We start from the raw sequence: 23896 nt of genomic DNA, 5'->3' as shown, positions 1-23896 counted from the left end.
TATGCTGTCATGTATTCATAAAGTAATAACAATTGATGGGATGGAGTTGAGGTCTGTGAAAAAAATATTATTTTTAGGAGACCCGGGAATTGATGACTCTTTAGCAATTATGTATGGATTGTTGCATCCTAATATTGATATTGTTGGAGTAGTAACGGGATATGGGAATGTAACGCAGGAAAAGGCGACGAGTAATGCGGCGTATTTATTGCAAATAGCGGGCCGGGAAGATATACCTGTTATTAGTGGGGCTAAAATACCTTTGTCTGGGGAGTTTGTAACGTATTACCCAGAAATTCATGGAGCAGACGGCTTAGGTCCGATTCGTCCCCCTAAAGCCTTTTCTCCAAATATAAAACCTTTTTGTGAGTTTTTTGATATCATTGAAAAATATAAGGGTGAACTAATTATTGTTGATGCCGGCCGGTCAACAACGTTGGCGACGGCATTTATTTTGGAGAAACCGATGATGAAGTATGTGAAGGAATATTATATAATGGGCGGTGCTTTTTTAATGCCCGGAAATGTTACACCAGTCGCGGAGGCGAATTTTCATGGGGACCCAATTGCATCACAATTAGTTATGCAAAATGCAAAAAATGTGACATTAATACCGCTTAACGTTACATCAGAAGCGATTATTACACCGGAAATGGTGAAATACATTACGAAACATTCTAAAACGAATTTTAAGAAATTAATAGAACCGATTTTCACGTATTATTATAAAGCTTATAAAAACCTCAATCCTAAAATAACAGGGAGCCCAGTGCACGATGTAGTAACGATGATGGCAGCAGCAAATCCATCTCTTTTAGATTACGTTTATCGCCGTGTTGATGTAGATACGATTGGAGTTGCAAAAGGAGAAAGTATCGCTGATTTTCGTCCTCATCCTGATTCGAAAGCATTGAAAAATTGGGTGAAAATTGGTTGGTCTTTACATTATAAAAAGTTTCTTGAGGATTTTGTGAAAATTATGACGTAGACATAATAGTAAAATACAAGTTAAAATAATGGAGATGATTATTTAAATAATTATCTTCATTATTTTGTTATTAAGAGATAAATAGAGAAGAGCTACACAATAGGAGAGGAATTTTACTTGAAAAAAACTATAGTATGCGCAGTGATTGTGGGTATTTTTGTTTTGCTAATATCAGGTAACTTTTTGGTGAAAAAAGTTTGGAGTTCAAATAATGATGATGCGCAATATATAGCATCCTTTATTGAAGAACATAAAGATGAAAAAAATAGTGCACTTCTAATAAAAAGAAATGATAAAGTTGTTTATTCTGTAAATCCAAATGTTGTATTGCCAGTTGCTAGTACGATGAAGTTAATTGTGGCGCTTGAATATACGAAACAAGTTACAGAGGGGAAAATTGATCCGTCTAGTTTCGTCTCAATTAATGATGTGAATCGTTATTATGTACCAAATACAGATGGTGGTGCACAAGACAGGTGGCAAAATTATTTGCAGAAAACGGGGAAGATAACTGAAGGAGCGGTTTCTTTAGAAGAAGTTGCAAAAGGAATGGTTAAGTTCAGTTCAAATGCAAATACTGAATATTTAATGGAAGTGTTAGGGTTAGATAATATTAATCGAAATTTACAAAGCTTAGCGCTCCCTGCACACCAACCACTGTTTCCAATTGTTTCATCTTTATATATTCCAGGATATTTGCATAAAGAATTACATGTTCCGAAATATAAAATAGAGAAGAAGTTAAAAGAAATGTCTCAAGAGCAATATCGAGAGTATGCCATGATTATTCATGAACGCTTAAAAAAGAAGGGGCCATTATTATTACAGCAGGAAATTCCCCTGTATTTAGAGGAACGATATGATAAAATTTGGTCGGATAGATTACCTGCCGCATCGGCAAATGATTATATGGTATTGCTTCAAAAGGCAAATCATAAAGGTGGCCTTACAGAAGCTGAAGAAAAAGTGTGGGCGAATATCGTTGAAACAGATATGAGTGCAAAGAAATATCGTAAAACATTCAGGCATGCTGGACAAAAGAATGGCTATACACCATGGACGGTAACTAAAGCAGTTTATGCAATGGATAAACGCGGAAACTGTACAGAAATTGTTTTCTTAGCAAATAATTTAAATGAAGATGACAGCGCTGAAATACGTAAACACTTGGCAAATTTACATTTCCAAGTGTTGCAAAGTGATAAGTATGATGCGACTGTTATTAAATAAACTCGGTGCTATAAGCGCCGAGTTTATTTTTGTGTACAAGCACTTTTTCGCTATCGCTGGGTATGATGGGTAGTAATACTTAGGCGAAAGGGGAAAAGGTGATGAAACAGAGTAAAGAAGAGTTTATAAAGAGTGAAGGCGCTGATTTCCCTGGGAAATCATATGTGGATTGTGTATTACAACATGTATTTGATTTTCAACGCAATTATTTATTGAAAGATATGTTTCAAGTGCATAGGGCACATATTACTATGTTAACTGAAGAAAAGTTAATGAAAAGAGAAGAAGCTAAAGTTATATTAACAGCACTTAAAAGGGTAGAGGCAATTCCAAAGGATCAATTGCGATATACGGAGCAGCACGAAGATCTTTTTTTCTTAGTTGAACATTTAATTGTTCAAGAAGCGAAGTGTGAATTTGTAAGTAATATGCATATCGGTAGAAGCAGAAATGATATGGGTGTAACGATGTATCGTATGAGTTTGCGGCAATATGTATTGCGGTTAATAGAGCACCATTTATTACTGCAAGAAAGCATGCTCCAACTTGCTGAGGAACATATGGAAACAATTATGCCTGCGTATACACATACACAACCAGCGCAACCGACAACATTTGGTCATTATTCTTTAGCAATTTACGATACGATGCAAAGAGACCTAGAACGAATGAAAAGAACGTACCATCTTTTAAATCAGTCTCCAATGGGAGCTGCGGCCCTTTCTACAACAAGTTTTCCGATTAAGAGAGAACGAGTGGCGCAGTTGCTTGGATTTACAAATGTAATTGAAAACTCATATGACGCCGTTGCTGGAGCGGATTATTTATTAGAAGTTAGTTCGTTACTTATGGTAATTATGACGAATACGAGTAGGTGGATTCATGACTTCTTATTATTGGCAACGAAAGAGTATGACGGTATTACTGTTGCAAAGTCATATGTGCAAATTAGTAGTATTATGCCGCAAAAACGAAATCCAGTTTCAATTGAACATGCCCGTGCTATTACGAGTAGCGCTTTAGGTGAAGCATTTACTGTATTTCAAATGATTCATAATACACCATTTGGTGATATTGTTGATACGGAGGATGACTTGCAGCCGTATTTATATAAAGGAATCGAAAATGCGATTCGTGTTTTTTGTATTATGAATGCAGTTATTCGAACGATGAAAGTAGAAGAGGAAACGTTAAAAAGTCGTTCCTATAAACATGCAATAACGATAACAGATTTCGCAGATACTTTAACAAAAAACTATGAAATTCCATTTCGGCATGCTCATCATGCAGCAAGTACTATAGCGAATATGTCATTAGAGCAAAAAAAGGAGTTGAATGAATTAAATTTCAAGGACGTAAATGTATACTTACAAGAAAATTTGAAAGTGAATTTATTAGAGGAAGAGTGGAAAGAAATTATATCGCCAGAAGCTTTTATTCAAAAAAGAAATGTATACGGTGGACCGAGTAAAAAAGAAATGGAGCGTATGATTAAAAGTCGTAAAGAGTCATTTCGGAGTGAAGAAGAGATATTTGAAAAGGAAAAACGGAGAATTTTACGAGCTGAAAATGATTTAAACACATTAGTTTCCAATATTATCGAATCGTAAAAGAAGGATTTAATGAATTAATCGCCAATATTTAATTAAAATAAAAATTGAGGGAAGAGATTGTCGATGATTCAATTGCACGTATATGAAGAGGTTATTCGTTTTAAAGAAGATGTTATACCATTTTTAGAAAAGAATGAGCAGGAAAATAATTTAATATTAGGCGTATTACAAGTTGTTCAAGAACCGATATTTATGGCGGCAGCGAAACAAGGAGAAGAAGTGGCGATTGTATTTCTTCAAACAGTGGAGAAACAAATGATCGTCGCTACGTCTGAAATTTCGGAAGAGGATATAGTGGAACTTGCAAAGGAGTTAACGAAAGTATATTCAAATATTCCTGGATTGATCGGTAATAAAAAAATCGTACAGAAATTAACTGAAGAGATTGCGATATTAGAACAGAAAAAAACTACTGTTGTGATGGAGCAAGGTGTGTATGAACTAAAACGAGTAAAGAAGAAGTGGAACGGGAATGGGATTTTTCGAGAAATAAATAGCGATGAACTTCCATTAATAGAAAAATGGGTATATCAATTTTGTGAAGACGTGAAGCTCCCTACTACGAAAGAAGAAGCAAAACAAACTGCACATACGTTAATAACCACCAATCGTCTATTCGGTCTGGAAGTGGGAGGTAAACTAATCTCTATAGCTGCAAAAACGAGACCGACTACAAATAATATAACAGTCAATTTCGTTTATACGCCGAAAGAAGAACGGAAAAAAGGGTACGCATCTAATTGTGTAGCCGCACTTAGTCAACGTATGTTAGATGAAGGTTACAAAACGACTACATTATATACCGATCTAGCGAATCCAACATCTAATAAAATTTATCAAGAAATTGGTTATGAGCAAATTATGGAGTCTGTACTTATATTTTTAGAGGAATAGAATGAAACGATTTATTTTTAATTGAATATATACAAATGGCAAGAATGCAGAGCAGATAGTAAGGATTGATTATCCCTACTATCTTTTTTATTTAACCGAATACATAAGTAATAGATAGATAATTCGTGTTATTGAGATTGGAGAGAGATTTTGGACAGCTTTTATCTCAAAAAGAGCAGAAAATTTAAAGTCAATACTTAAGGAAGCATATTACTTAAAAATGAATAGATAAGGGCAGTAGTTGAAGAAGTGAGAAACAAAAGGGTGAAAAATTGTCCGTTTTCTTTTGATGAAAAATCCCGTATCGACAATTACTTAGTAGTTGTCGATACGGGATTTCAAATCCAATGCTTAGTCAAGAGTATGTGTATTTTACAAAATACAGCTCTCGTTATTCGTCAATTCGAATAACCTCGCCTTGCGGGAAGTCCTCAGTTTCTAGTAAATTACGAATAGCTTTCGCAACATATTCAGGTGACAGTAGCTTTCCTTCTGCTTTTAATGCGGTGAATCGATCTAAGTTTGTGAAATCCTCTTTGTTAGCCCCGCGAATTTGTTTTTGCATATTTGTATCAACAACACCTGGTGCAAAAGCGACGATTTTTACAGGGAATTCTCTTTCCGCTTCTTCAGTAGCTACGCACTGTGTAAACATATTGACACCGGCTTTCGTTGTGCAATAAGCTCCCCATCCGAAATAAGGATTTTTTCCTGCGCCAGATGAAATATTTATAACACGTTTTTCTACTTTCCAATTTTTCGTATGTTTCATGAAAGTGGAAGTAAGGATCATCGGTGCAAGTAAATTAATGTGTACGTTCGTAATTAAAAGTTCACTTTCTGATTTTTCGATGGGTTTCATTGGTGCAACTGTGCCTGCATTATTAATTAAATGAATAGATGAGACAGTGTCTTTTTTAATAGATGAAAAGATTTCGTTAAAGTAAGTTTCTAAATTATGTACATCTTGAAGATCTAAGGAATGGAAAATACAATGGCTGTTTTTTTGCTTTGCGAGTTTTGTAAGCTCTTTATTCTCTCTTCTAGAAATAGAGATGATTGTTGTGTTTTCTTCTAACAATTGCGCGGCGATTGCCTCCCCTAAACCTTGTGAAGTTCCTGTTATGATAACGTAGCGCATAGTTTAGTAAACTCCTCTCCATATATGTGGAATTTTGTTGGACAACGTACATTGTATAGTTTGTCTACATTTTATAGTATAGAGCACTTTTTACTATAAATGAAATGAGATGATTGTGTGCCTTTTATGAACCGATTTACAACGACAGTAACGGATATGGAACAGTATATGCAAGTGGGAAGGAAGGTGGATATTCTTGCATGAGAAAAAATATACAAGTTCTCGTACAATACAGGCTGCATGTTAAACTAAATTATAAGGAGGAAAAAATATGAGACATCAAATGAGACTATATAATGAACCTTTTCAATCTATTTGTTCTGGGAAAAAAGTATTTGAAGTTAGATTGTATGATAAAAAGCGTCAACAAATAAAACAAGGTGATGAAATTGTATTTACTAACCTTGTGACGGCGGAAATAATTGCTGTAAAGGTAACGGAGATAAAGCGATACGAGAGCTTTAAAGAAATGTATGAACAAATTGATGGAAAATTATTTGATCGTGAAAACGTTAGTATAGAGGAAAGGTTGGAAAGTACATACAAAATATATACGAAAGAACAAGAGAAAGAGAAAGAGTGGGGAACAGTTGCAATTGGTATTAAGGTAATAATATGAGAAGAAATCGCGGTGCAGCTATAATTATACAGGAAGGTAAAATCGCACTTATAAAACGTGTTCGAGAAAGTGAGATGTATTTTGTTTTTCCAGGCGGGGGAATTGAAGAAGGAGAAACACCTGAAGAAGCAACGAAGCGAGAGGTTTACGAAGAATTAGGGATACATATACAAGTGAAAAACCTTATCGCAAAGGTGGAGTATAAATGTACCGAGTATTATTATGATGCTTATGTTACTGGTGGAGTGTTCGGAAGTGGTAACGGCGAGGAGTTCGAGTTGAAAGATAGAGGGAGCTATATTCCTGTATGGATGCCGATAAAAGAGTTGTTAAATATAAATATAAAACCTTATGATGTGGCAAAAAGTGTATTCGATTATTATGGAATATAAGGTCTGACAACATACAAAAAAAACCATTGACATAGCCTTCTGATTTAAGTATTGTATTCGAGTATGTTTATAATCAGGAGGTTTATATGAGCAATCAAACTACTACACATCATGTGAAAATGACAACAGCAGATCCATCTGGAATTGGTCTATTTGGATTAGCGATGGTAACACTTGTAGCATCATCTCAAAAGTTAGGCTTAACAGATGGCGTTTCACTTGTATTACCATGGGCAATCTTTTTAGGAGGATTTGCACAACTCTTTGCATGCATTCACGATGCAAAGCATAACAATACGTTCGGTACAACAGCATTTGGTGCTTATGGCCTATTTTGGTTAGGTGTTGGAATGTCTTGGTTAATTCAACTTGGAGTATTTGGTGAAAAATTAGCCCAAACTGCAGATTCAAAACAGCTTGGTGTAGCCTTTATCGGATACTTGATTTTTACGATTTTTATGACAATTGGTGCAATGGAAACACATAAAGTATTATTTATGATTTTCGTCCTTATTGATTTCTTATTTATTGGTCTTTCATTAAGTACATTAGGTGTTATGCCGCATGCAATGCATAATTTAGCAGCGTATTCTGAACTATGTATTTCATTATTATCTTTCTATGGTTCAGCAGCAGCAGTGTTAAATACACACTTCGGAAAAGTTGTATTACCAGTTGGAAAGCCATTTGGTATTTTTAAAAAGTAATAAAAAAGAACGGATGATTGTATAGTCATCCGTTCTTTTTTATTTATTGATAGCTACAGCAGTAGATCCTGTCATTTCGGAAATCTTTTGAGAGCTTGCTGGGTTGCCGTCTATTGTTACATGAACTTGTTGCTTAGGGTTCGCGGTAACAACCCAGGCGTCTGGTAAATAGCGTGATTTATGAGATAAGGTTGAAGGGATGTTTAAAATATCTCCCATTGCGTACAATGTCGCTGACGAGCCTCCGTCCATTGCCATTGCATTTACGGCCCCTTTTTCATAAAGAATATCTTGGCAGTCTCTTAAAGAAGCTCCGATACTATGAGGTTGTCTTCCGTCAATAATGAAAAACATAATTGATCCATCTTTTTTCTGAGCCATAATACTTCGGGGACCATAGCCCCATCCGCCATCATTTGTAATCATTTTTTCGCCATTTACAATTAGTTGAGGCATAAAGCCAGCAGCGGAAACGACATTTTTATTTAACAGTTGATTAGCAGAAAAATCTCCTGAAACCATTTGTCCGTATTTTGTAAGTCCACTTACGAGAGTAGGGGTATTAATGTCTTTCGGTGTGTTTATAACTTTCCCGTTTTCAATAACAATACCGATGCCTGTTTTACCACCACCATGTCCCGTTTCATCCCAAAAACCACTAGCATTTACAGCAGCAAGTGCATGATTTCGCTTTGCCATGACATATATCTTTTCTCCAACGTCTTTTCCCTGTGAACCTTGTTGTGTAACGAGTTTTACATTTAATGGATTACTAATAGTCATTAATTTACCTTCGAAAAAATGGTCGCTATATTTTTTCTTAACTGTTTCAATCGAAACAGTTAGTGGTAAATTTTTCTTTCGCTCTAATTCTTGTTTTGAAAGTTTAATATTAGCAAAATCGCTATTTTTCCATTTTGGATTTGTAATGGATTGAGAAATATCATTTAACTCATTATCAGACAGTAGTGTGATTTTTGCGTATTGCGGATGTTGAGACGTTAAAATACTTTCCGCTGCGATGACACGTAAATTATGGCCGTATGAAGTGCCGAATAGAATAATGGCACCTACTGTTAATAATAGTGCTGTCAAAAGGGATGATATTTTTAAAAGTCTAATAAAAAATTTTTTCATTATAAAGACTCCTCTTTTTGTAAGATCGAAATTGTTTGTTACCTGAAAATAATGAAATGTGTAAAGGGCCTTTCACATTATATATGCAACATATTAAATGTGAAAGGATGTATATACAATAAGTTGAGAGACCAGATTTGGCAATAGATGAATATGAATGTTAATACTCAAAATGAAAAGGTAATAGTCAGATATACTATTTCTTTTAACATAAACGAAAAGGATATAAATCGGATGAAAAATAATAATTGAAATTGATTCTCATTATTAATATAATGAGAATGAGAATCATTTATTGTAAGAGGGGGATGCCAAAGTGGCGAAAATTTTAATAGCGTATGCAAGTATGTCAGGAAATACAGAGAGTATAGCTGATTTAATTAAAGTAAGTTTAGATGCCTTTGATCACGAAGTAGTATTGCAAGAGATGGAAGGTATGGATGCTGAAGAATTGTTAGCTTATGATGGAATTATTTTAGGATCTTATACGTGGGGCGATGGTGAATTACCATTTGAAGCGGAAGACTTCCATGATGAGTTAGAAAATATAGATTTATCGGGTAAAAAAGTAGCTGTATTTGGATCAGGTGATACGGCGTACGAACTATTTTGTGAAGCTGTAACGATTTTTGAAGAACGTCTTGTAGGATGCGGGGCAGAACTTGTACAAGAAGGATTGAAAATTGAATTGGCTCCGGAAGACGAAGAGGACGTTGAAAAATGTAGTAATTTTGCAATTGCTTTTGCAGAGAAGTTCTAAGAATGGGAGTGTCAACGTGGAAACAATGTTAAGTGCAACGGCTATTACAAAGTTAAGGGATGGAAAACTTTTGTTAGCTACTACATATAATGGCTTATTCATTGAACAAGATGGAGAATGGAAACAGATTTTAAATGAGTTTCAAAAACGAATTCGAGATTTACATAGCGAAGGTAATGTAGTTTACGGAGTAGGAGACGAAGGAGTTTTTATTCGTAGTACGAATGGTGGAGAAACGTGGACGGTCCAGCGCTTCCCGACGAAAGCAACAAGCTGGAATGTATGTAGTAATGAGAATGGAACGGTAATTGCTCATGGAGATAAAACACTGTACCATTCTACAAATTTTGGTTCCACCTGGGAAACTATTCATCCATTTCTTGATTACGGTAGTAATGCACCATCTATTCGTTCATTATTTTTATATAAACATTACTTATTTATCGGTACAAAAATACATGCTAAATATGGTGGTGTTTGGCTTTTTAATCTAGAGACACGTAAATTAAAAAGGATTAAAATAGCGACGAATCAGATGATTTCTGCGTTGATTATACACAATTCCTATTTAGTAGCAGCAAGTGGATCTTGTAAGGGGATTAGCGGGAATATTTCTTTTTGTAAAATAGATGAGAGTGCTGAGAGTGATAAAATATGTTGGCATACATGTCAAAATGAGCAAAAAGCTAGTAGCTATTTAGACTTAAGTGTAGATCAACATGTGTTATATACAACGTCAACGCAAAATAAGGCGGGAATTAGCACAGTTTGCCGTGTGCTCCTTGATGAAGGAATTGTTACAGTATGTGATTCGGTCAAAGGGCATGGTTGGCGCATTGTTAATGAAAAAGAAGGCTATGTTGTAGCTGGGTCAGGTGAATCAAAAGCGATGCAGTGGAAGAAAAAAGTTGTATAGCTTAAAAAAAACTTTACTTTTATTATATTGATATGATATAGTTACTTTAAACCATTTTACTTTTAATAATATAGAGATTTAAATGAGCTGTAACTTCCGAGGAGGATAGCAATGTTAAATCTCCTTCGGGGGTTGCAGTTTTTTAATGTCTGACGTATTATTGTAAAGTGGTTGAAAATGAATATGTACATATAGGTACATTGTAGGAGGATTTTTTTCATGCAAAACGGTAAAGTAAAATGGTTTAACTCAGAAAAAGGTTTCGGTTTCATCGAAGTTGAAGGCGGAGAAGACGTATTCGTTCATTTCTCAGCTATCCAAGGCGACGGCTTCAAAACTTTAGAAGAAGGTCAAGAAGTTACTTTCGAAGTAGAACAAGGTAACCGTGGACCACAAGCTACTAACGTAAACAAGAAGTAATTATGAAAAAAAGAAGGGCTTGCCCTTCTTTTTTTTTGCGTTTTTTTGGTGAATGAAAGTCCTCCTATGTAGATTCGAAGATGAGACTGAATTTTCAATTTGTATTCAAGCGTATTAAATGTATAAACTGTATGTATAAATAGATACTGAAAATAAAGTGAAACTGCTAATTAAGAATTGGCATCAAAAGGAATTAGAAAGAGGTAAACAAATTGATAAACTCTACACATTTCATTGTGTTCGATATTGAAAGGAATTTCAGGCCATATAAATCAGAGGATCCGTCAGAAATAGTTGATATTGGAGCTTTAAAAATAGATGTGAGTACAATGAAGGTTATTGGAGAATTTTCAGAGTTAGTAAAACCAAGTGCTCCATTAACTCGTCATACAACAAAATTAACTGGCATTACAAAGAGAGATTTAATCGGTGTAGAGAAATTCCCTCAAATTATAGAGAAATTTATTCAGTTCATCGGAGAAGATTCTATATTTATTTCATGGGGAAAAGAAGATTATCGTTTTCTATCTCAAGATTGTACATTACACGGTGTAGAATGCCCATGTATGGAAAAAGAGAGCAGATTTGATTTGCAGAAATTTGTTTTCCAGGCGTATGAAGAATTGTTTGAACATACACCAAGTTTACAATTTGCAGTGGAGCAGCTCGGTTTAACTTGGCAAGGTAGGCAACATCGTGCTTTAGCAGATGCTGAGAATACAGCAAATATATTTCTTAAAGTATATAACGAGAGAGATATTAATAAGCGATACAAGAGACATGGTGAGCTTGAACTTGTAAAGAACGGAAAACTAACAGAAAAAGCGAAAAAAAAGATGCGAAAATGGGTATTTAAAGAAATGAGAAAAAATACAGAGCACCCTTTTGTATGGAGTACATTTGAAAGTAGTGACACGTGGGAAAGTATAACGGAAAGGTATTATATAAGTGACTCTGCAGTAGAACTTCTGAAAAAACATTTTCGTACGGCGGTGAGAAAAGCGGAAAGGCAGTTGAAGTATTTGGCTGAGATGGAGAAGGCGCAGGAAGATAATTTCAGTCGGTAAAGGAAAATCGAAGGTATTAAAGAAGTTGAGGTCAAACATCTTTTTTAAACAGGGAAATGTATTAATGAATAATATAAAAACTCCTATTCCATTTAAAGAAATAGGAGTTTTTTAGTATTTATTTTTTAAGCCAGTTGATCGTTCAGAGTTCTATTCAATCCCGCTTGGATCATACCCAAACTGCTGCTTTTTCTCAATCCGCTCAATTACGTCTTGCAACTCATCTGGCTTCAGAAACTCAATCGGAGAGAAACCTTTTTCGAACGTAAGTGTGTCAGCCTCAATCATTAATACATAGCGGTCGTTTACCTTTGCGATATGTATTAGGTCTCCGAAATCAGCAAGCAACGCCTTCACAGAGATATGATCTGCTTTTAGCTTTAGTTCCACTTCAGGGGCGTGCTCGACGATTTGAGCAGTAGCTTCCATTACTTCTTCTGTTGAAAATTGTTCCATAATTTCACGTTTTGGACTGGCAGCCCATACTTCCATCGCTTGGTCGAATTGTTCGCGTTCTTCTGTACCTTCTTCAAATACATCTTCAATTTGGTCGTATACCATGTCCATTACTTGTGTTTTCATAATTTCAGGCATAGAGCGTTCGTACTCGACGAATTTTAAGAAGTCTTCAAAGTAGCGGGCGTGTGATGCTTGGTGTATTTTTAGTTCACCTACTTCGACAATACCTTCTTCAGGCATGTATGGGTATTGGATAGATTTCATATTCTTTGTTGTAATAGCCATTTCAACGTTACGAATAAGTGTAGATTCATCAGAAATTGAAGCGACTTTTGGTTCGAAGTCACATTTCATAACGAATACGAATGGATCATCAAAATATTTGCGTAGTTTTGCTTGAGCGATTAAAAATACACCACCACGTACAGCGCTTGTGTCTAGATATGTATAAACGAGAGGTTCGCTCATATCTTTGAAGTTTTCTTTCGTTTCTGCAAAACGAATACGATTAAAAAGGTTGTAGTGAGGGTTGGAATCTAATTCATGTCCTTCTTCTACAATAAAGCGACCGATCTTTGTTGGAGCTTGTTCTGTTTTTGCATGACGTTCGACTTTTCGTTTCGATATTTTTAATAATTCACCATTCAAAAATTCTTTCAAAGAGCTATCTTCATACTCTTCCGCATCTAATGTTTGAAAATGCTTATAGCGTTTATCAACTGCTTCTCCTTTTCCTTCCACTTGTACAACATAAAAGGAAAGGAAATTTATTTCAAAATCCATATTTATCACCTTGTTTCATTTCGTTAACTCTTATCAGTATAGAGATGGAAAAAACTTTCGTCAATTTATATAAGGAAGGGAGAGTCCCTTCCTTATATATTTTTTATTTTCGAAATTAAAAGCCGTCTTCTAATGCTGAAAATGGAATGTTAAGTCTGTTTTCTACTGTACGTAAACGCTGATTTAAGCGGTTTAGTCTACGAGTATGTCGCTCAACTGTGTTTTCTAGTTGACGTACTCTTTGTTCAAGCTCATTTACTCGTCGTCCTAGTTGACGGTTTCCAGTGCCAGGAAAAGAGATTGGAAGTTGAAATTGTCTATTTGGATCATATGGATTAACTTGCTCTGTTTGATCTATATATTGTTGATATTGTGCTTGTAAATCGTATTGAGGTTGATATTCATATTGGTTATATGGATCATATGGGTTGTAGGGATACATATAAACTCCTCCGTTTCTTTAAAGTGGGGTAAATTCATCATAATGTATGTGCGAAAGCGGAGTAATGGCACGGCAAATACCTATAAATGTTTCAGTGGTTCATTATTTATGGAAAATTAAGAACATGGAGGTTTTATAATTGTATTTAATTTGGTTAATGGTATATACTGGATATAAGAGTTACATAAAGGTTACAATTCTATCGAACTTAAATTTTTTATGTGGATATGTATAGACATTTTGGAAAGAAAAGAGTAATTTATATAGAGTAAAAATAACTTGTAACATTTTCTAAATATATTGTAAAATGATTGTAACAAAACATACATAAAAATGAAACAATACATAAGAAATGATGTTGGGAAAAAGGGGAGAGTATATTGTTACGTAAAGTAAAGGGTATATTAGTAGGGGTGCTATGCATAGCTGTAGTAAGCGGTTGTGGTGCAAAAGTGAGTGATGTGGCATTAGTAAGTGATATCGGCGGAAACGTTGTAGAAGCTAAGGCAGAAGTACAGGATAGCATTAGCTTAGTGGATGGTCGTACTGGCACTGAAGTGAAAAAAATAGATTTATCAAGCTTAGGCTATTTTGAAGATGAAGCGAAATTCAAAAAATCGGTAACGAAGGTTGCTAGTGAGGTAGGGAAGAGCGTCGATACAAAGATGGTTCCTTCACGTATAGCGCCTGATGGAACTTGGCAAGAAGGAAAGCCTTCGTATGAATTAATGGAAAAAGAATTAGTAGATAAATTATTAAATGTAGGTATGTGGGATTCTTCTTATCAGTTACCAATTGTGGAGAAAAAACCTACTGCAACACTAAATGATGCGCAAGGTAGTGGTACTGTAGTTGGTAGATATGAAACGAATTTAGGTGGCTCAACAGGTGGCCGAATTGAAAATATTCGTTTATCTGCGGCGAGCGTAAATGGGGTTGTTTTAGCGAAGGGAGACCGTTTCTCTTTTAATGCATTAATCGGTGATACAACGCCAGATAAAGGATATCAATTAGGAAAAGAAATTGTAGATGGTAAATTAGTAGATGGTTATGGTGGTGGCGTTTGTCAAACATCATCTACTTTATTCAATGCAGCAGATCAAGCTGGTTTGACAATGGTAGAGAGAACTACACATTCTAAAACAGTAGGTTATGTTCCACAAGGAAGAGATGCTACAATTGCATATCCATATTTAGACTTAGTATTTGAAAACACGAATGATGCTCCTGTTAAGCTTTATATGGGTATACAAGGTGGAAAGTTAGTTGCTGAAGTACATAAGATGAAATAAATATCATAAGCTATAAAAATATAAGATTTGAAGCCGGTATTTCTAAGTTTGTTAGAAGTGCCGGTTTTTTGTGTACAGTTTATTAAGGATAGTAATTTTGATGGCGTATTGTTTGTATGTACGAAAAAAGTCTGGATTTAATTCTTAGTTTTCCTATTGACATTGTTTTGATTTAACTGTATTCTTCATAATAACAACTCAATAAATGGAAAAATTTATTAGTTTTCTTATCAAGAGAGATGGAGGGACTGGCCCGATGAAATCTCAGCAACAGGCTACAAAAGTACTGTGCTAACTCCAGCAAACGCAATATGCGTTTGGAAGATGGGGGGAAATGGATTAACATTCAACTCTTCTTATATGTGTAAGAAGAGTTTTTTGTTTAGAGAGGGGGGGATAGAGTGAAATTTGATGTAACGTATTTTTTAGAAAGTTTTCCGCAATTATTTAAGTATGTATACATAACTTTAGGGATTACTGTTGTTTCAATGATTATTTCTTTCGTTATAGGGATTGGCTTGGCGATCATTACAAAAAATAAAACAAAATTTTTATATCCAATTGCAAGGGTGTATATTTCTTTCTTTAGAGGAACACCGTTATTAGTTCAATTGTTTGTGTTGTATTTCGGATTGCCACAAATATTCCCGACCTTTACAGTACTTACAGCTATGCAAGCAACTTTAATTGGTCTCAGTTTAAATAATGCAGCTTATTTGTCAGAGATAATTCGAGGTTCATTAAATGCTGTAGAATCAGGACAAATGGATGCTTGTTTATCAGTAGGGATGACAAAAGCGCAAGCGATGCGACAAATTATCTTTCCGCAGGCTATTCGTGTAGCAGTGCCGTCACTTGGAAATAATTTTGTTGGATTGTTAAAAGAATCTTCGTTATCTTTTGCACTTGGGGTGGCTGAAATTTTAGCGCAAGCGAAAATGCTAGCGGCGCAATCGTATCGTTATATGGAAAGTTATTTAGCGGTAGCGATTGTGTATTGGATTATTACAATCGTAATTAGCTGGGGGCAGAAAAAGTTAGAAAAGAAACTTGATGCACCGTATTTATAACAGAAATGAGGTGAAATATGTGATTGAGATAAGTGATTTGTATAAATCCTACAAACATAATGAAGTGTTAAAGGGAATTTCACTTACTGTGAAAAAAGGGGAAGTGGTAGTAATTATTGGACCTTCTGGTTCAGGAAAATCGACACTACTGAGATGTTTAAATTTATTAGAACAACCGAATGATGGAAGTATTAGAATTGAAGATTTAGAGATTCATACGAAGAAACTTTATAAAAAAGAAATAATACAATTACGACAAAAAGCAGCTATGGTTTTTCAAAACTATAATTTATTTAAAAATAAAACAGCATTGCAAAATATTACAACGCCATTAACGGTTGTACAGAAAAAAAGTGAAGAAGAGGCAAAGGGAATAGCGAGAGAAATATTAAAACAAGTAGGTTTAGCTGATAAAGAAGATTTTTATCCAACAATGTTATCAGGTGGGCAGCAGCAAAGAGTAGGGATTGCTAGGGCAATGGCTTTAAATCCAGCTGTATTATTGTTTGATGAACCGACTTCAGCGCTTGATCCAGAATTAGTTAATGAGGTATTGCAAGTTATTAAGGAATTGGCAAGACAGCATATAACGATGGTTATTGTTACACATGAAATGAATTTTGCAAAAGAGGTGGCTGATTGCGTTATTTTTATGGCTGATGGAATTATCGTAGAGCAGGGAACGCCAGAAGAGATTTTCCGAAACCCACAAAATGAACGTACGAAAAAGTTTTTACGGCAATTAAATGCATCTGAAGAAGGAAATCATTTCGTTATTTAGGAGGAAGAGTTATGAGAAAATCGTCATTATTACTAACAATAGCATTAACACTATCAGTTGGAAATTTGTCTGCATGTGGTTCCAATGCAGCAAGTGAAAAAACAAATGAAAAAGTAGTGAAAGTTGGAACTTCCGCGGGGCGTAGCCCATTTATATTTAAAGAAGGTGAGAAAGTAAAAGGTTTTGATGCTGAAATTATTGAAGCGGCTGCTAAAAAAGCTGGATATAAAGTAGAATGGAATGTTTCTGATTTTGAAGGATTATTTGGTTTATTAGATTCAGGCCGTATTGATACGATTGCAAATGAACTATCAGTTTCTCCGGAAAGAAAAAAGAAATATGACTTTTCGATCCCATATGTGTATTCAGGTTCTGTTTTTGCGGTGAAGAAAGATAATAATACAATTAAATCGCTAGAGGATCTAAAAGGAAAGACAGTAGGTGTTGGGCTTGGTACAGCTGGAGAGCAAGAATTAAAAACATTAAATAAAAATAATGCTTTTACGATTAAAACGTTCTCAGAGGATCCGACAGCGGAATTGAATGAAGTAGGACTTGGGCGCGTCGATGCTTATTATAATGATAAAGTTCAAGTGGAAACAACAATAACAAAGGCGAAACTAGATAATGTGAAAGTTGGATTTGGTCCACTTGAATGGGGAGAGATTGCATTTCCATTTGCAAAAAAGAGTGAAAAGTTAGAAGATATAAATAAAGCGTTAAAAGAATTAGAGCAAGATGGAACATTAAGTGACATATCGAAAAAATGGCTAAAAGTTGATGCTACAAAAAAACAAAATTAAGGTGTATTTGTTGAATGCGGCTATTGCCTATCAACTTATATAAAAAACTAAAGGGGAACTGGAGAGGAAGTTATTCATGGTACAAATTCATCCGAAAACACGTATTGGTCATGTTGAATTTAAAGTAAAAGATTTAGAGCGTCAAATTGCTTTTTATGAGAATGTAGTAGGGTTAGAAGTAATTAAGCAAGAGGGGAATAAAGCATATTTAGCAGGAAAAGGTGGTAAGAATACGTTACTTGTTCTTGAGCAGTTGGAAGATGCAGCGCTGCAAGAACCGCGTACGACGGGTATATATCACGTTGCCTTTTTAGTTCCGACTCGTGAAGCTTTTGCTTCGGCACTATTTGGTGTTATTCGCAATAAAAAGGTAATTGATAGTCCAGCTGAACAAGAAGGGCGTTATACATATTCAAATGAAATTTTGCCAATTTCAAGATTTAATAGCGCAAGTGATCATACGTATAGTGAGGCGTTTTATTTACAAGATTTAGAGGGGAATGGTATCGAGATTTATGCAGATCGCCCGCGAGATCAATGGGGAGAGGGACCAGGAGGAAGTACGCCACTTGATTTAAAAGAACTAGCAAAGCTCGTTAATTATGAGTTTGATGGATTACCTGCTGATACTGTCGTTGGGCATGTACATTTACGAATAGCTGATGTAGAAAAGTCACATGAGTTTTATGTAGAAACAGTAGGTTTTGAAGTACAACAGCGTGAAGATGATTGCTTATTTATTTCGGCAGGTGGTTATCATCATCATATCGGTGCGAATACGTGGAATGGGGTAAATAACCCGCACCCACCAGCACATGCAACTGGATTAAAGGTGTATACGATTGTATTACCACATAAAGAAGCGTTAGATGAAGTAAAAGAAAGATTAATAGACAAACAACATGAAATAAGTGAAACTACAAATGGATTTACGGTAGTAGATCCGAGTGGTATTACAGTACAGTTTGAAATAGAAGTAGTATAAAAGAAACCAGAAAGTGGTATTTTAATCACTTTCTGGTTTCTTTTTGATATGTAATCCAGGTAGGACAAGGGTTAAAAGGAAAGGATTTTAATATTTCCATTGCAAACATACTCGTTGAATCGAATTCACCTTGAATGAAAGAATAGCCGTGTTTATTTGCATACATAGTTTGCTCAAAAACAAGTAGTTTTAGTAACGATAAATCGTTCATAGTTTGGGTCCCACACCATCCTAATTCTAACGTACTCTCCTTTTCAGAGGTATGGAGGAAAGAGTACCCCATAATCTCGTTCTCTTCATCTATAATTAGAAAACTCCCATCTAGTAGTATATCATTAGCTATAATCATTTCTTGCCAAGTTTCGAGAGGGAAGGAGGCAACAGGATTTGCTAAGTGAGTATGCTCATAATTCATTTTTACTAAGTGAGCTAGTTTTTCAAATAAACTATTATTGGATAAGATGTTTGATAAAGTTTGTAAATGATAATTTGAATTAAGCATTGTATTGGTAGGTACTATTTTTTGTACGTTTAGTATCGGCATATATGTTCTTCGGATTTCCGCAAAATTATTTTCTTTGTAATAGGCTTTTAAATGAGCTGACGTTTCCCATATGGAAGTTTGTAATGGTAGATTGAAGCTTTCTCGTTTTTGAATCTCAGTTAATAAATATTTTTCAATGTGTAGTTGCGAATAGAAAGGATTTGTGAACATTCTAAAGTATATGCAGTATGGATGGAAGTTACTGTTCCAGGCGATAAAGATGCCTACTACATCTTTGTTATAGTAGGCAACATACGCACAGTTTACTTTATTATGTCGTAATAAGTTAAGTAGATAAGATTCTTCATTGTATAAGTCAATAAGTTGTTTTACTTCTAATTCATTACTTTCTCTATATTTTTCTATAAAAAAATGATGTTCGTTGGATGAACTATTCATAGCTCAATCCAATACCTTCTTACAACATTTCCATTTTCTTCAGTAAAATCTTCATCACGGAGACCGTCGTTATGTAAAATCGTTTTCTCTGAAGCAGTATTCACTTCGTCGCAAACGACAAGTACTTTCGTGATGTCTAATTCTTTCGTTTTTTCTAGTGACAACTCTAGTAACTTCGTAGCATAACCTTTTTTTCTTTCAGAAGGGCGAATGCCATAACCGATATGACCACCAGCGTTAAATAGATGATCAGTTAAACTATGACGTATATTAACAACTCCTACAACTCTATTTTCATCTGTCACGAGCCAATAAGTAGAATCTGGTACCCAAGTTTCAGGAATATTTATTCCGTTATGTGCATCGAGTAATTCTTGAATCATAGCTGGGAAGTTAGAAGGGTCTTTTGAAATAACCCATGGAATCATCGTTTCACCGCTATCTTTCCATTCGTTATAAAACTCTAAGTATTCTTCTTGTAAATCAGTAGTAGGTGTAATTAAAGAGACGTTCATTGTTAGTAAGCTCCTTTTATTTATGCTTTATTTCACAAAAATTGCGGCATGAAATGAAAGCATTTTCTGACTTTCTCAACCTCATTTCATGCAATCCACATTCCGTTTTTAAATGAAAATTAGTTTGGCTTTAAAAATTAAAGTTTTTCGTATAAAAAGTAGGTTGTTTTTTATTTTATGTTAATATTTAAAATATTAACATAAATTCACTGGAATATTAAATATATTTTAATAAAATGCTTTTATATCGATGGATAGATACATGTGATAATTTTTGTTTTATCTCTCTATAATGAATAAAAGGGGGAAGTGCTCGTGAGTTTAGATATTGATTTTATTATACGAATCGGTGTTGCTGGTTTGTTAGGAGCAATGATTGGTATTGAAAGAGAAATTCGTTCAAAAGAGGCAGGGTTAAAAACGCATTTCTTAGTAGCGGTAGGAAGTGCTTTAATAATGGTTGTTTCGAAATATGCTTTTTCAGATATTATGTTTGAAGATCATATGTCTCTTGATCCGAGTCGTATTGCAGCACAAGTTGTTAGTGGAGTGGGGTTTCTAGGTGCAGGTACAATTATTATTCAAAAGCAGGCAGTGAAAGGATTAACGACAGCGGCTGGTTTATGGGCAACTGCAGGAATTGGATTAGCAATTGGAGCAGGTATGTATGTAGTAGGGATTGGAGCGACGATTCTCGTTTTAATTGGTTTAGAGATTGTAAGTCGTATTTTTAAGGTGCAATTTTTATTTCCGCAAAACATAGCGGTGCAAATGTGTATGAATAAACACGAAGCAGTTCAACAAATATTAGAAATGTTACAAGTGAAAGGTATTCCAATCCTTTCATATGAAGTTGATGTTTTACAGCAAGAGGAGGGCGTAATCTATAAAGTAGGAATGCAACTAAAAAATATATCAGCAGAAGAAAAGAATACATTCATTCAACATATGCAATCGTTACCGGAAGTTACGTTTATAAAGCTAAAATCATAATAGTGAAAAAGAGGGATAAGTAATAGTAGAAATTTTAATGTAACGAAGGAAAATAATATCGGAATAAACTGGGTTCTTTATTCAGAAGCAGATTTAAATAATTATATTACGTATGCTCAGCCGCAAGGAAATAAATTAGTAGGTAGTTATTATACGTATCCAGGGAAGTATTATTTACATGTATATCAATATGGTGGGGGATCAGGGAATTATACGGTAGAAGTGAAATAGTAAAAAGGTCGCCATTCATGGCGACCTTTTTATTACGCGTTATACCCAAATAATTTTAAATCTTCTCCAGATCCTGAAATAATTTTCTCAAATCGCAATCCTACTTTTTCTAAAAGCTTTCCTGAATCAGCGTTATCTATAGAAGTAATTGCTACAATTCGTTTAAGACCCAGCTCATTTTTTCCGTATTCCATTACCGCAGAAGCTGACTCATAGCCATATCCTTTTGAACGGAATTTTTCTAAAAAGGCAAACCCGATATCAATATCTTCTAGTGAATCTCTTTTAATAAGGCCACACATACCAAGTGGAGTAAGATCTTCTTTTCGTTCTACTAAGTAAAGGCCAAAGCCAATTTTGTTATACATATCGACTGGACCGTTTAAAATATAATTTTTAGCATCTTCTAAGTTTCTAACCCCTTTATCACCGATAAACTGAATCCATGCAGGATCGTTTACTAACTCGAGAATAAATGGAGCATCTTTAACATCGAACCAGCGAAGAATGAGGCGTTCAGTTTCACGAACTATCAATCTATTGCACCACCTTTAAAAGTTATAACAATTAGTATGAATTGTGCAAAACAAAAGTGCAAGTTATTTTAATTGAGTTCTACTTGTTCACATAAAGTTCGATTGTTTTGTATAAAAGGATATTTTATAATTAAAATTAACTGGAAAGAGTGAGATGCTTATACAATGACTCCTAGGAAACTAGGAGTTTTTACTATATAACTATCATTATTACTAAATATGACACACTACACATTCTACTTAAGGAGGTATATAATGAAGAAATTATATAATGCATCGTTTACTTATTTAATTATAGGTTTACTATCGGGAATATTCGCTAGAGAGTATGGAAAATATAAAGGGATTTTAGGATCTACACTATTAAATCTTTTGCACACACACACGCTTGTGCTTGGCTTTTTCTTCTTTTTAATTGCTTTAGGATTAGCAAAAGTATTCGCGTTTCATGAAGTGAAAGGATTTAATAAATGGTTTGTTTTACATAACATCGCATTAACTTTAATGTTAGGTTCGCTGGCAGCGAGAGGACTTCTTCAGCTAAATGGAGCGGACTTTAAAGGATTAACTTATATTGTAGGATTCTCTCATTCGATGATGGCATTCACATTAATTTGGTTTATGCTTTTAATAAAGAAGTCATTTAAAATGTAGTTAAAAAAGAACTTGTAGCGTATGCTGCAAGTTCTTTTTTATGTACAAGTAACGTAAACTTACTATTCTGATTATTTTGTATAAAAATGGTATAATTATTGTGAAGTAAATAATATAAAAGGGGAGCTTGTTATGGAAATAACAATTGAACATTTAGTAAATGAATTAAAGGATGTACTTCCAGAAGATCGAGTAGTTGTTAATACGACAGTAAGAGAGTTACATAGTAAAGATGAATCTTACCATACTAGTAGTTTACCTGATGTAGTTGTGTTTCCAAAAACGACCGAAGAGGTTAGAGAGATAATGAAAGTAGCGAGTCAGCATGGAAAGGCTGTCGTTCCATTTGGAGTAGGTTCCAGTTTAGAGGGGCATATAATTCCTTATGAAAAGGGGATTACGGTTGATTTTTCATTAATGAATAAAATACTTGAAATAAGAGAGAAAGATTTTCTAGTGAAAGTACAACCGGGAGTGACTCGTTCTCAGCTTAATAAAGAATTGAAAAAGTATGGTCTGTTTTTTAGTGTGGATCCTGGTGCGGATGCAACATTAGGAGGAATGGCTGCTACGAATGCGAGCGGAACGACAGCAGTGAAATATGGTGTTATGCGTGATCAAGTTCGTGATTTAGAAGTAGTTCTTGCTGATGGGCAAGTGATACATACTGGCAATTTAGCGGCGAAGTCATCATCAGGTTATCATTTAAATGGTATTTTTGTAGGATCGGAAGGCACGCTTGGATGCTTTACAGAGCTAACATTAAAAGTATACGGCATACCAGAACATGTTATGGCTGCGAGAGCGTCGTTTCCATCTATAAATGATGCAGTAGAAGCTGTTATAAATATATTGCAAGCTGGCATTCCAATTGCGAGAATCGAGCTTGTTGATGAATTATCTATGAAACAAGTAAACCATTACAGCGAAACAAATTATAGAGAAGAACCAACGCTATTTATAGAGTTTCATGGCAATGAAGCAGGGCTAAAACAAGATATTGAATTTACGAAAGAAATTGTTTTTGATCATAAATGTAGAGAAGTTGCTTTTGAAACTGAAACAGCGGCGAGAAATAAATTATGGGATGCAAGACATAACTTAGCATACTCTTACGTTCATAGTTATCCTGGTAAAAAGCTAATGAGTACGGATGTTTGTTTACCAATTTCAGAATTAGCTGGCGCAATACAACATGCGAAAGAGACATTAGATAAAGTTAGTCTTGTTGGTGGTATTCTTGGCCATGTAGGAGACGGGAATTTTCACGTGCTCTTAATGGTTGATCCAAACGATAAAGATGAAGTGAAAAAGGCGGACGAAATAAACGAAAGTATCGTACTGTATGCTCTTAAACGTGGTGGAACGTGTACGGGAGAGCATGGCGTTGGAATAGGAAAACTAAAGTATCAAGAAGAAGAACATGGTGCGGCATTATTGGTAATGGAGAAAATAAAGAAGGCTCTTGATCCGCAAAATATTTTGAATCCAAATAAAGTTTTTAAGCTAAAAGATAAGGGATGAT

Annotated in this window: 26 protein-coding genes, 1 pseudogene and 1 riboswitch; of the genes and pseudogenes, 20 read left to right on the top strand and 7 right to left on the bottom strand. The window is 34.8% G+C overall.

What is annotated here, in order from left to right; all coding sequences use genetic code 11:
• Positions 1 to 55 precede the first annotated feature (55 nt).
• The 4 genes from MR109_RS00575 (at position 56) to MR109_RS00560 (ending at position 4725) form a co-directional block, all read left to right on the top strand.
• Complete coding sequence (locus tag MR109_RS00575; RefSeq protein ID WP_048371324.1) at positions 56 to 988, top strand: nucleoside hydrolase; 933 nt, start codon at positions 56 to 58, stop codon at positions 986 to 988.
• 117 nt (positions 989 to 1105) lie between these two features.
• Positions 1106 to 2218 carry a serine hydrolase gene (locus MR109_RS00570; protein WP_002172848.1) on the top strand — a complete coding sequence of 371 codons (1113 nt, stop codon included), beginning with the start codon at positions 1106 to 1108 and terminating at the stop codon, positions 2216 to 2218.
• Between the two features lie 101 nt (positions 2219 to 2319).
• A complete protein-coding gene (argH, locus tag MR109_RS00565) occupies positions 2320 to 3828 on the top strand; it encodes an argininosuccinate lyase (RefSeq protein WP_048371322.1) in 1509 nt (502 codons plus the stop codon).
• Positions 3829 to 3888: 60 nt separating this feature from the next.
• On the top strand, positions 3889 to 4725 hold the full coding sequence (locus MR109_RS00560; RefSeq protein ID WP_242270547.1) for a GNAT family N-acetyltransferase: 837 nt from the start codon (positions 3889 to 3891) through the stop codon (positions 4723 to 4725).
• Positions 4726 to 5116: 391 nt separating this feature from the next.
• Here the strand turns inward: MR109_RS00560 and MR109_RS00555 are convergent, their stop codons facing one another.
• A complete protein-coding gene (locus MR109_RS00555; protein WP_242270545.1) occupies positions 5117 to 5866 on the bottom strand; it encodes a (S)-benzoin forming benzil reductase in 750 nt (249 codons plus the stop codon).
• 271 nt (positions 5867 to 6137) lie between these two features.
• Between MR109_RS00555 and MR109_RS00550 the strand changes: the two genes are divergently transcribed.
• The 3 genes from MR109_RS00550 (at position 6138) to MR109_RS00540 (ending at position 7584) form a co-directional block, all read left to right on the top strand.
• Positions 6138 to 6485 carry an ASCH domain-containing protein gene (locus tag MR109_RS00550; protein WP_242270544.1) on the top strand — a complete coding sequence of 116 codons (348 nt, stop codon included), beginning with the start codon at positions 6138 to 6140 and terminating at the stop codon, positions 6483 to 6485.
• Positions 6482 to 6877, top strand: a complete 396-nt coding sequence (locus MR109_RS00545) for an NUDIX hydrolase (RefSeq protein ID WP_178939201.1) — start codon at positions 6482 to 6484, stop codon at positions 6875 to 6877. The genes MR109_RS00550 and MR109_RS00545 overlap by 4 nt, the downstream gene beginning before the upstream one ends.
• Before the next feature lie 86 nt (positions 6878 to 6963).
• The gene (locus tag MR109_RS00540) at positions 6964 to 7584 is read left to right on the top strand and encodes an acetate uptake transporter (protein WP_048371311.1); all 621 of its coding nucleotides are present in this window, start codon (positions 6964 to 6966) and stop codon (positions 7582 to 7584) included.
• Between the two features lie 39 nt (positions 7585 to 7623).
• Here the strand turns inward: MR109_RS00540 and MR109_RS00535 are convergent, their stop codons facing one another.
• Positions 7624 to 8721, bottom strand: a complete 1098-nt coding sequence (locus MR109_RS00535; protein ID WP_048371309.1) for a phosphodiester glycosidase family protein — start codon at positions 8719 to 8721, stop codon at positions 7624 to 7626.
• A gap of 316 nt (positions 8722 to 9037) precedes the next feature.
• Here MR109_RS00535 and MR109_RS00530 point away from each other — a divergent pair, with 316 nt between their 5' ends.
• The 4 genes from MR109_RS00530 (at position 9038) to MR109_RS00515 (ending at position 11884) form a co-directional block, all read left to right on the top strand.
• Complete coding sequence (locus tag MR109_RS00530; RefSeq protein WP_048371306.1) at positions 9038 to 9481, top strand: flavodoxin; 444 nt, start codon at positions 9038 to 9040, stop codon at positions 9479 to 9481.
• Positions 9482 to 9497: 16 nt separating this feature from the next.
• Positions 9498 to 10397: a WD40/YVTN/BNR-like repeat-containing protein gene (locus MR109_RS00525; protein ID WP_048371303.1), complete on the top strand. Its 900-nt coding sequence runs from the start codon at positions 9498 to 9500 to the stop codon at positions 10395 to 10397.
• 219 nt (positions 10398 to 10616) lie between these two features.
• Positions 10617 to 10817, top strand: coding sequence for a cold shock-like protein CspB (gene cspB / locus MR109_RS00520; RefSeq protein WP_001179148.1), 201 nt, complete (start codon positions 10617 to 10619; stop codon positions 10815 to 10817).
• A gap of 212 nt (positions 10818 to 11029) precedes the next feature.
• Positions 11030 to 11884, top strand: a complete 855-nt coding sequence (locus tag MR109_RS00515; RefSeq protein ID WP_242270533.1) for an exonuclease — start codon at positions 11030 to 11032, stop codon at positions 11882 to 11884.
• 150 nt (positions 11885 to 12034) lie between these two features.
• Here the strand turns inward: MR109_RS00515 and MR109_RS00510 are convergent, their stop codons facing one another.
• Positions 12035 to 13126 (bottom strand): DUF3900 domain-containing protein, encoded by a 1092-nt coding sequence (locus tag MR109_RS00510; protein ID WP_071718039.1) that lies wholly within the window; start codon positions 13124 to 13126, stop codon positions 12035 to 12037.
• Between the two features lie 115 nt (positions 13127 to 13241).
• Positions 13242 to 13568: a hypothetical protein gene (locus tag MR109_RS00505; protein ID WP_002172828.1), complete on the bottom strand. Its 327-nt coding sequence runs from the start codon at positions 13566 to 13568 to the stop codon at positions 13242 to 13244.
• A 380-nt stretch (positions 13569 to 13948) separates the two neighbouring features.
• Between MR109_RS00505 and MR109_RS00500 the strand changes: the two genes are divergently transcribed.
• From MR109_RS00500 to MR109_RS00480, 5 genes are all read left to right on the top strand, one after another.
• Positions 13949 to 14860 (top strand): VanW family protein, encoded by a 912-nt coding sequence (locus MR109_RS00500; protein ID WP_071718038.1) that lies wholly within the window; start codon positions 13949 to 13951, stop codon positions 14858 to 14860.
• A gap of 224 nt (positions 14861 to 15084) precedes the next feature.
• A riboswitch (SAM riboswitch) is annotated at positions 15085 to 15191 on the top strand.
• Between the two features lie 70 nt (positions 15192 to 15261).
• The gene (locus MR109_RS00495) at positions 15262 to 15930 is read left to right on the top strand and encodes an amino acid ABC transporter permease (RefSeq protein WP_242270531.1); all 669 of its coding nucleotides are present in this window, start codon (positions 15262 to 15264) and stop codon (positions 15928 to 15930) included.
• Between the two features lie 19 nt (positions 15931 to 15949).
• Complete coding sequence (locus tag MR109_RS00490) at positions 15950 to 16711, top strand: amino acid ABC transporter ATP-binding protein (protein WP_242270529.1); 762 nt, start codon at positions 15950 to 15952, stop codon at positions 16709 to 16711.
• An 11-nt stretch (positions 16712 to 16722) separates the two neighbouring features.
• A complete protein-coding gene (locus MR109_RS00485; RefSeq protein WP_242270527.1) occupies positions 16723 to 17514 on the top strand; it encodes an amino acid ABC transporter substrate-binding protein in 792 nt (263 codons plus the stop codon).
• A 76-nt stretch (positions 17515 to 17590) separates the two neighbouring features.
• Positions 17591 to 18499: a VOC family protein gene (locus MR109_RS00480; protein ID WP_242270526.1), complete on the top strand. Its 909-nt coding sequence runs from the start codon at positions 17591 to 17593 to the stop codon at positions 18497 to 18499.
• A gap of 25 nt (positions 18500 to 18524) precedes the next feature.
• Here MR109_RS00480 and MR109_RS00475 read toward each other — a convergent pair whose 3' ends face one another.
• Together MR109_RS00475 and MR109_RS00470 are read right to left on the bottom strand one after the other, a co-directional pair.
• Entirely contained in the window at positions 18525 to 19442 is a 918-nt protein-coding gene (locus MR109_RS00475; RefSeq protein WP_242270523.1) for a GNAT family acetyltransferase, read from the bottom strand.
• Complete coding sequence (locus MR109_RS00470) at positions 19439 to 19957, bottom strand: GNAT family N-acetyltransferase (protein WP_242270520.1); 519 nt, start codon at positions 19955 to 19957, stop codon at positions 19439 to 19441. Before MR109_RS00470 ends, MR109_RS00475 begins: the two co-directional genes overlap by 4 nt.
• Before the next feature lie 315 nt (positions 19958 to 20272).
• Here MR109_RS00470 and MR109_RS00465 point away from each other — a divergent pair, with 315 nt between their 5' ends.
• Positions 20273 to 20950, top strand: coding sequence for an MgtC/SapB family protein (locus MR109_RS00465; RefSeq protein WP_071718035.1), 678 nt, complete (start codon positions 20273 to 20275; stop codon positions 20948 to 20950).
• Between the two features lie 36 nt (positions 20951 to 20986).
• A pseudogene (locus MR109_RS00460) lies at positions 20987 to 21181 on the top strand (pre-peptidase C-terminal domain-containing protein); the annotation flags it as partial.
• Between the two features lie 32 nt (positions 21182 to 21213).
• Here the strand turns inward: MR109_RS00460 and MR109_RS00455 are convergent.
• Positions 21214 to 21717 (bottom strand): GNAT family N-acetyltransferase, encoded by a 504-nt coding sequence (locus MR109_RS00455; RefSeq protein WP_242270519.1) that lies wholly within the window; start codon positions 21715 to 21717, stop codon positions 21214 to 21216.
• 255 nt (positions 21718 to 21972) lie between these two features.
• Here MR109_RS00455 and MR109_RS00450 point away from each other — a divergent pair, with 255 nt between their 5' ends.
• Entirely contained in the window at positions 21973 to 22371 is a 399-nt protein-coding gene (locus MR109_RS00450) for a DUF2871 family protein (protein WP_025148126.1), read from the top strand.
• Positions 22372 to 22503: 132 nt separating this feature from the next.
• Positions 22504 to 23895, top strand: coding sequence for an FAD-binding oxidoreductase (locus tag MR109_RS00445; RefSeq protein WP_242270516.1), 1392 nt, complete (start codon positions 22504 to 22506; stop codon positions 23893 to 23895).
• The last annotated feature ends 1 nt before the right edge of the window (position 23896 follow it).

This window comes from Bacillus cereus group sp. BfR-BA-01310, assembly GCF_022664325.1.
In the GTDB taxonomy this organism is placed as follows: domain Bacteria; phylum Bacillota; class Bacilli; order Bacillales; family Bacillaceae_G; genus Bacillus_A; species Bacillus_A paramycoides.
The sequence above is the reverse complement of the archived record's forward strand: the minus strand, read 5'-3'. Positions and strand labels throughout refer to the sequence as shown.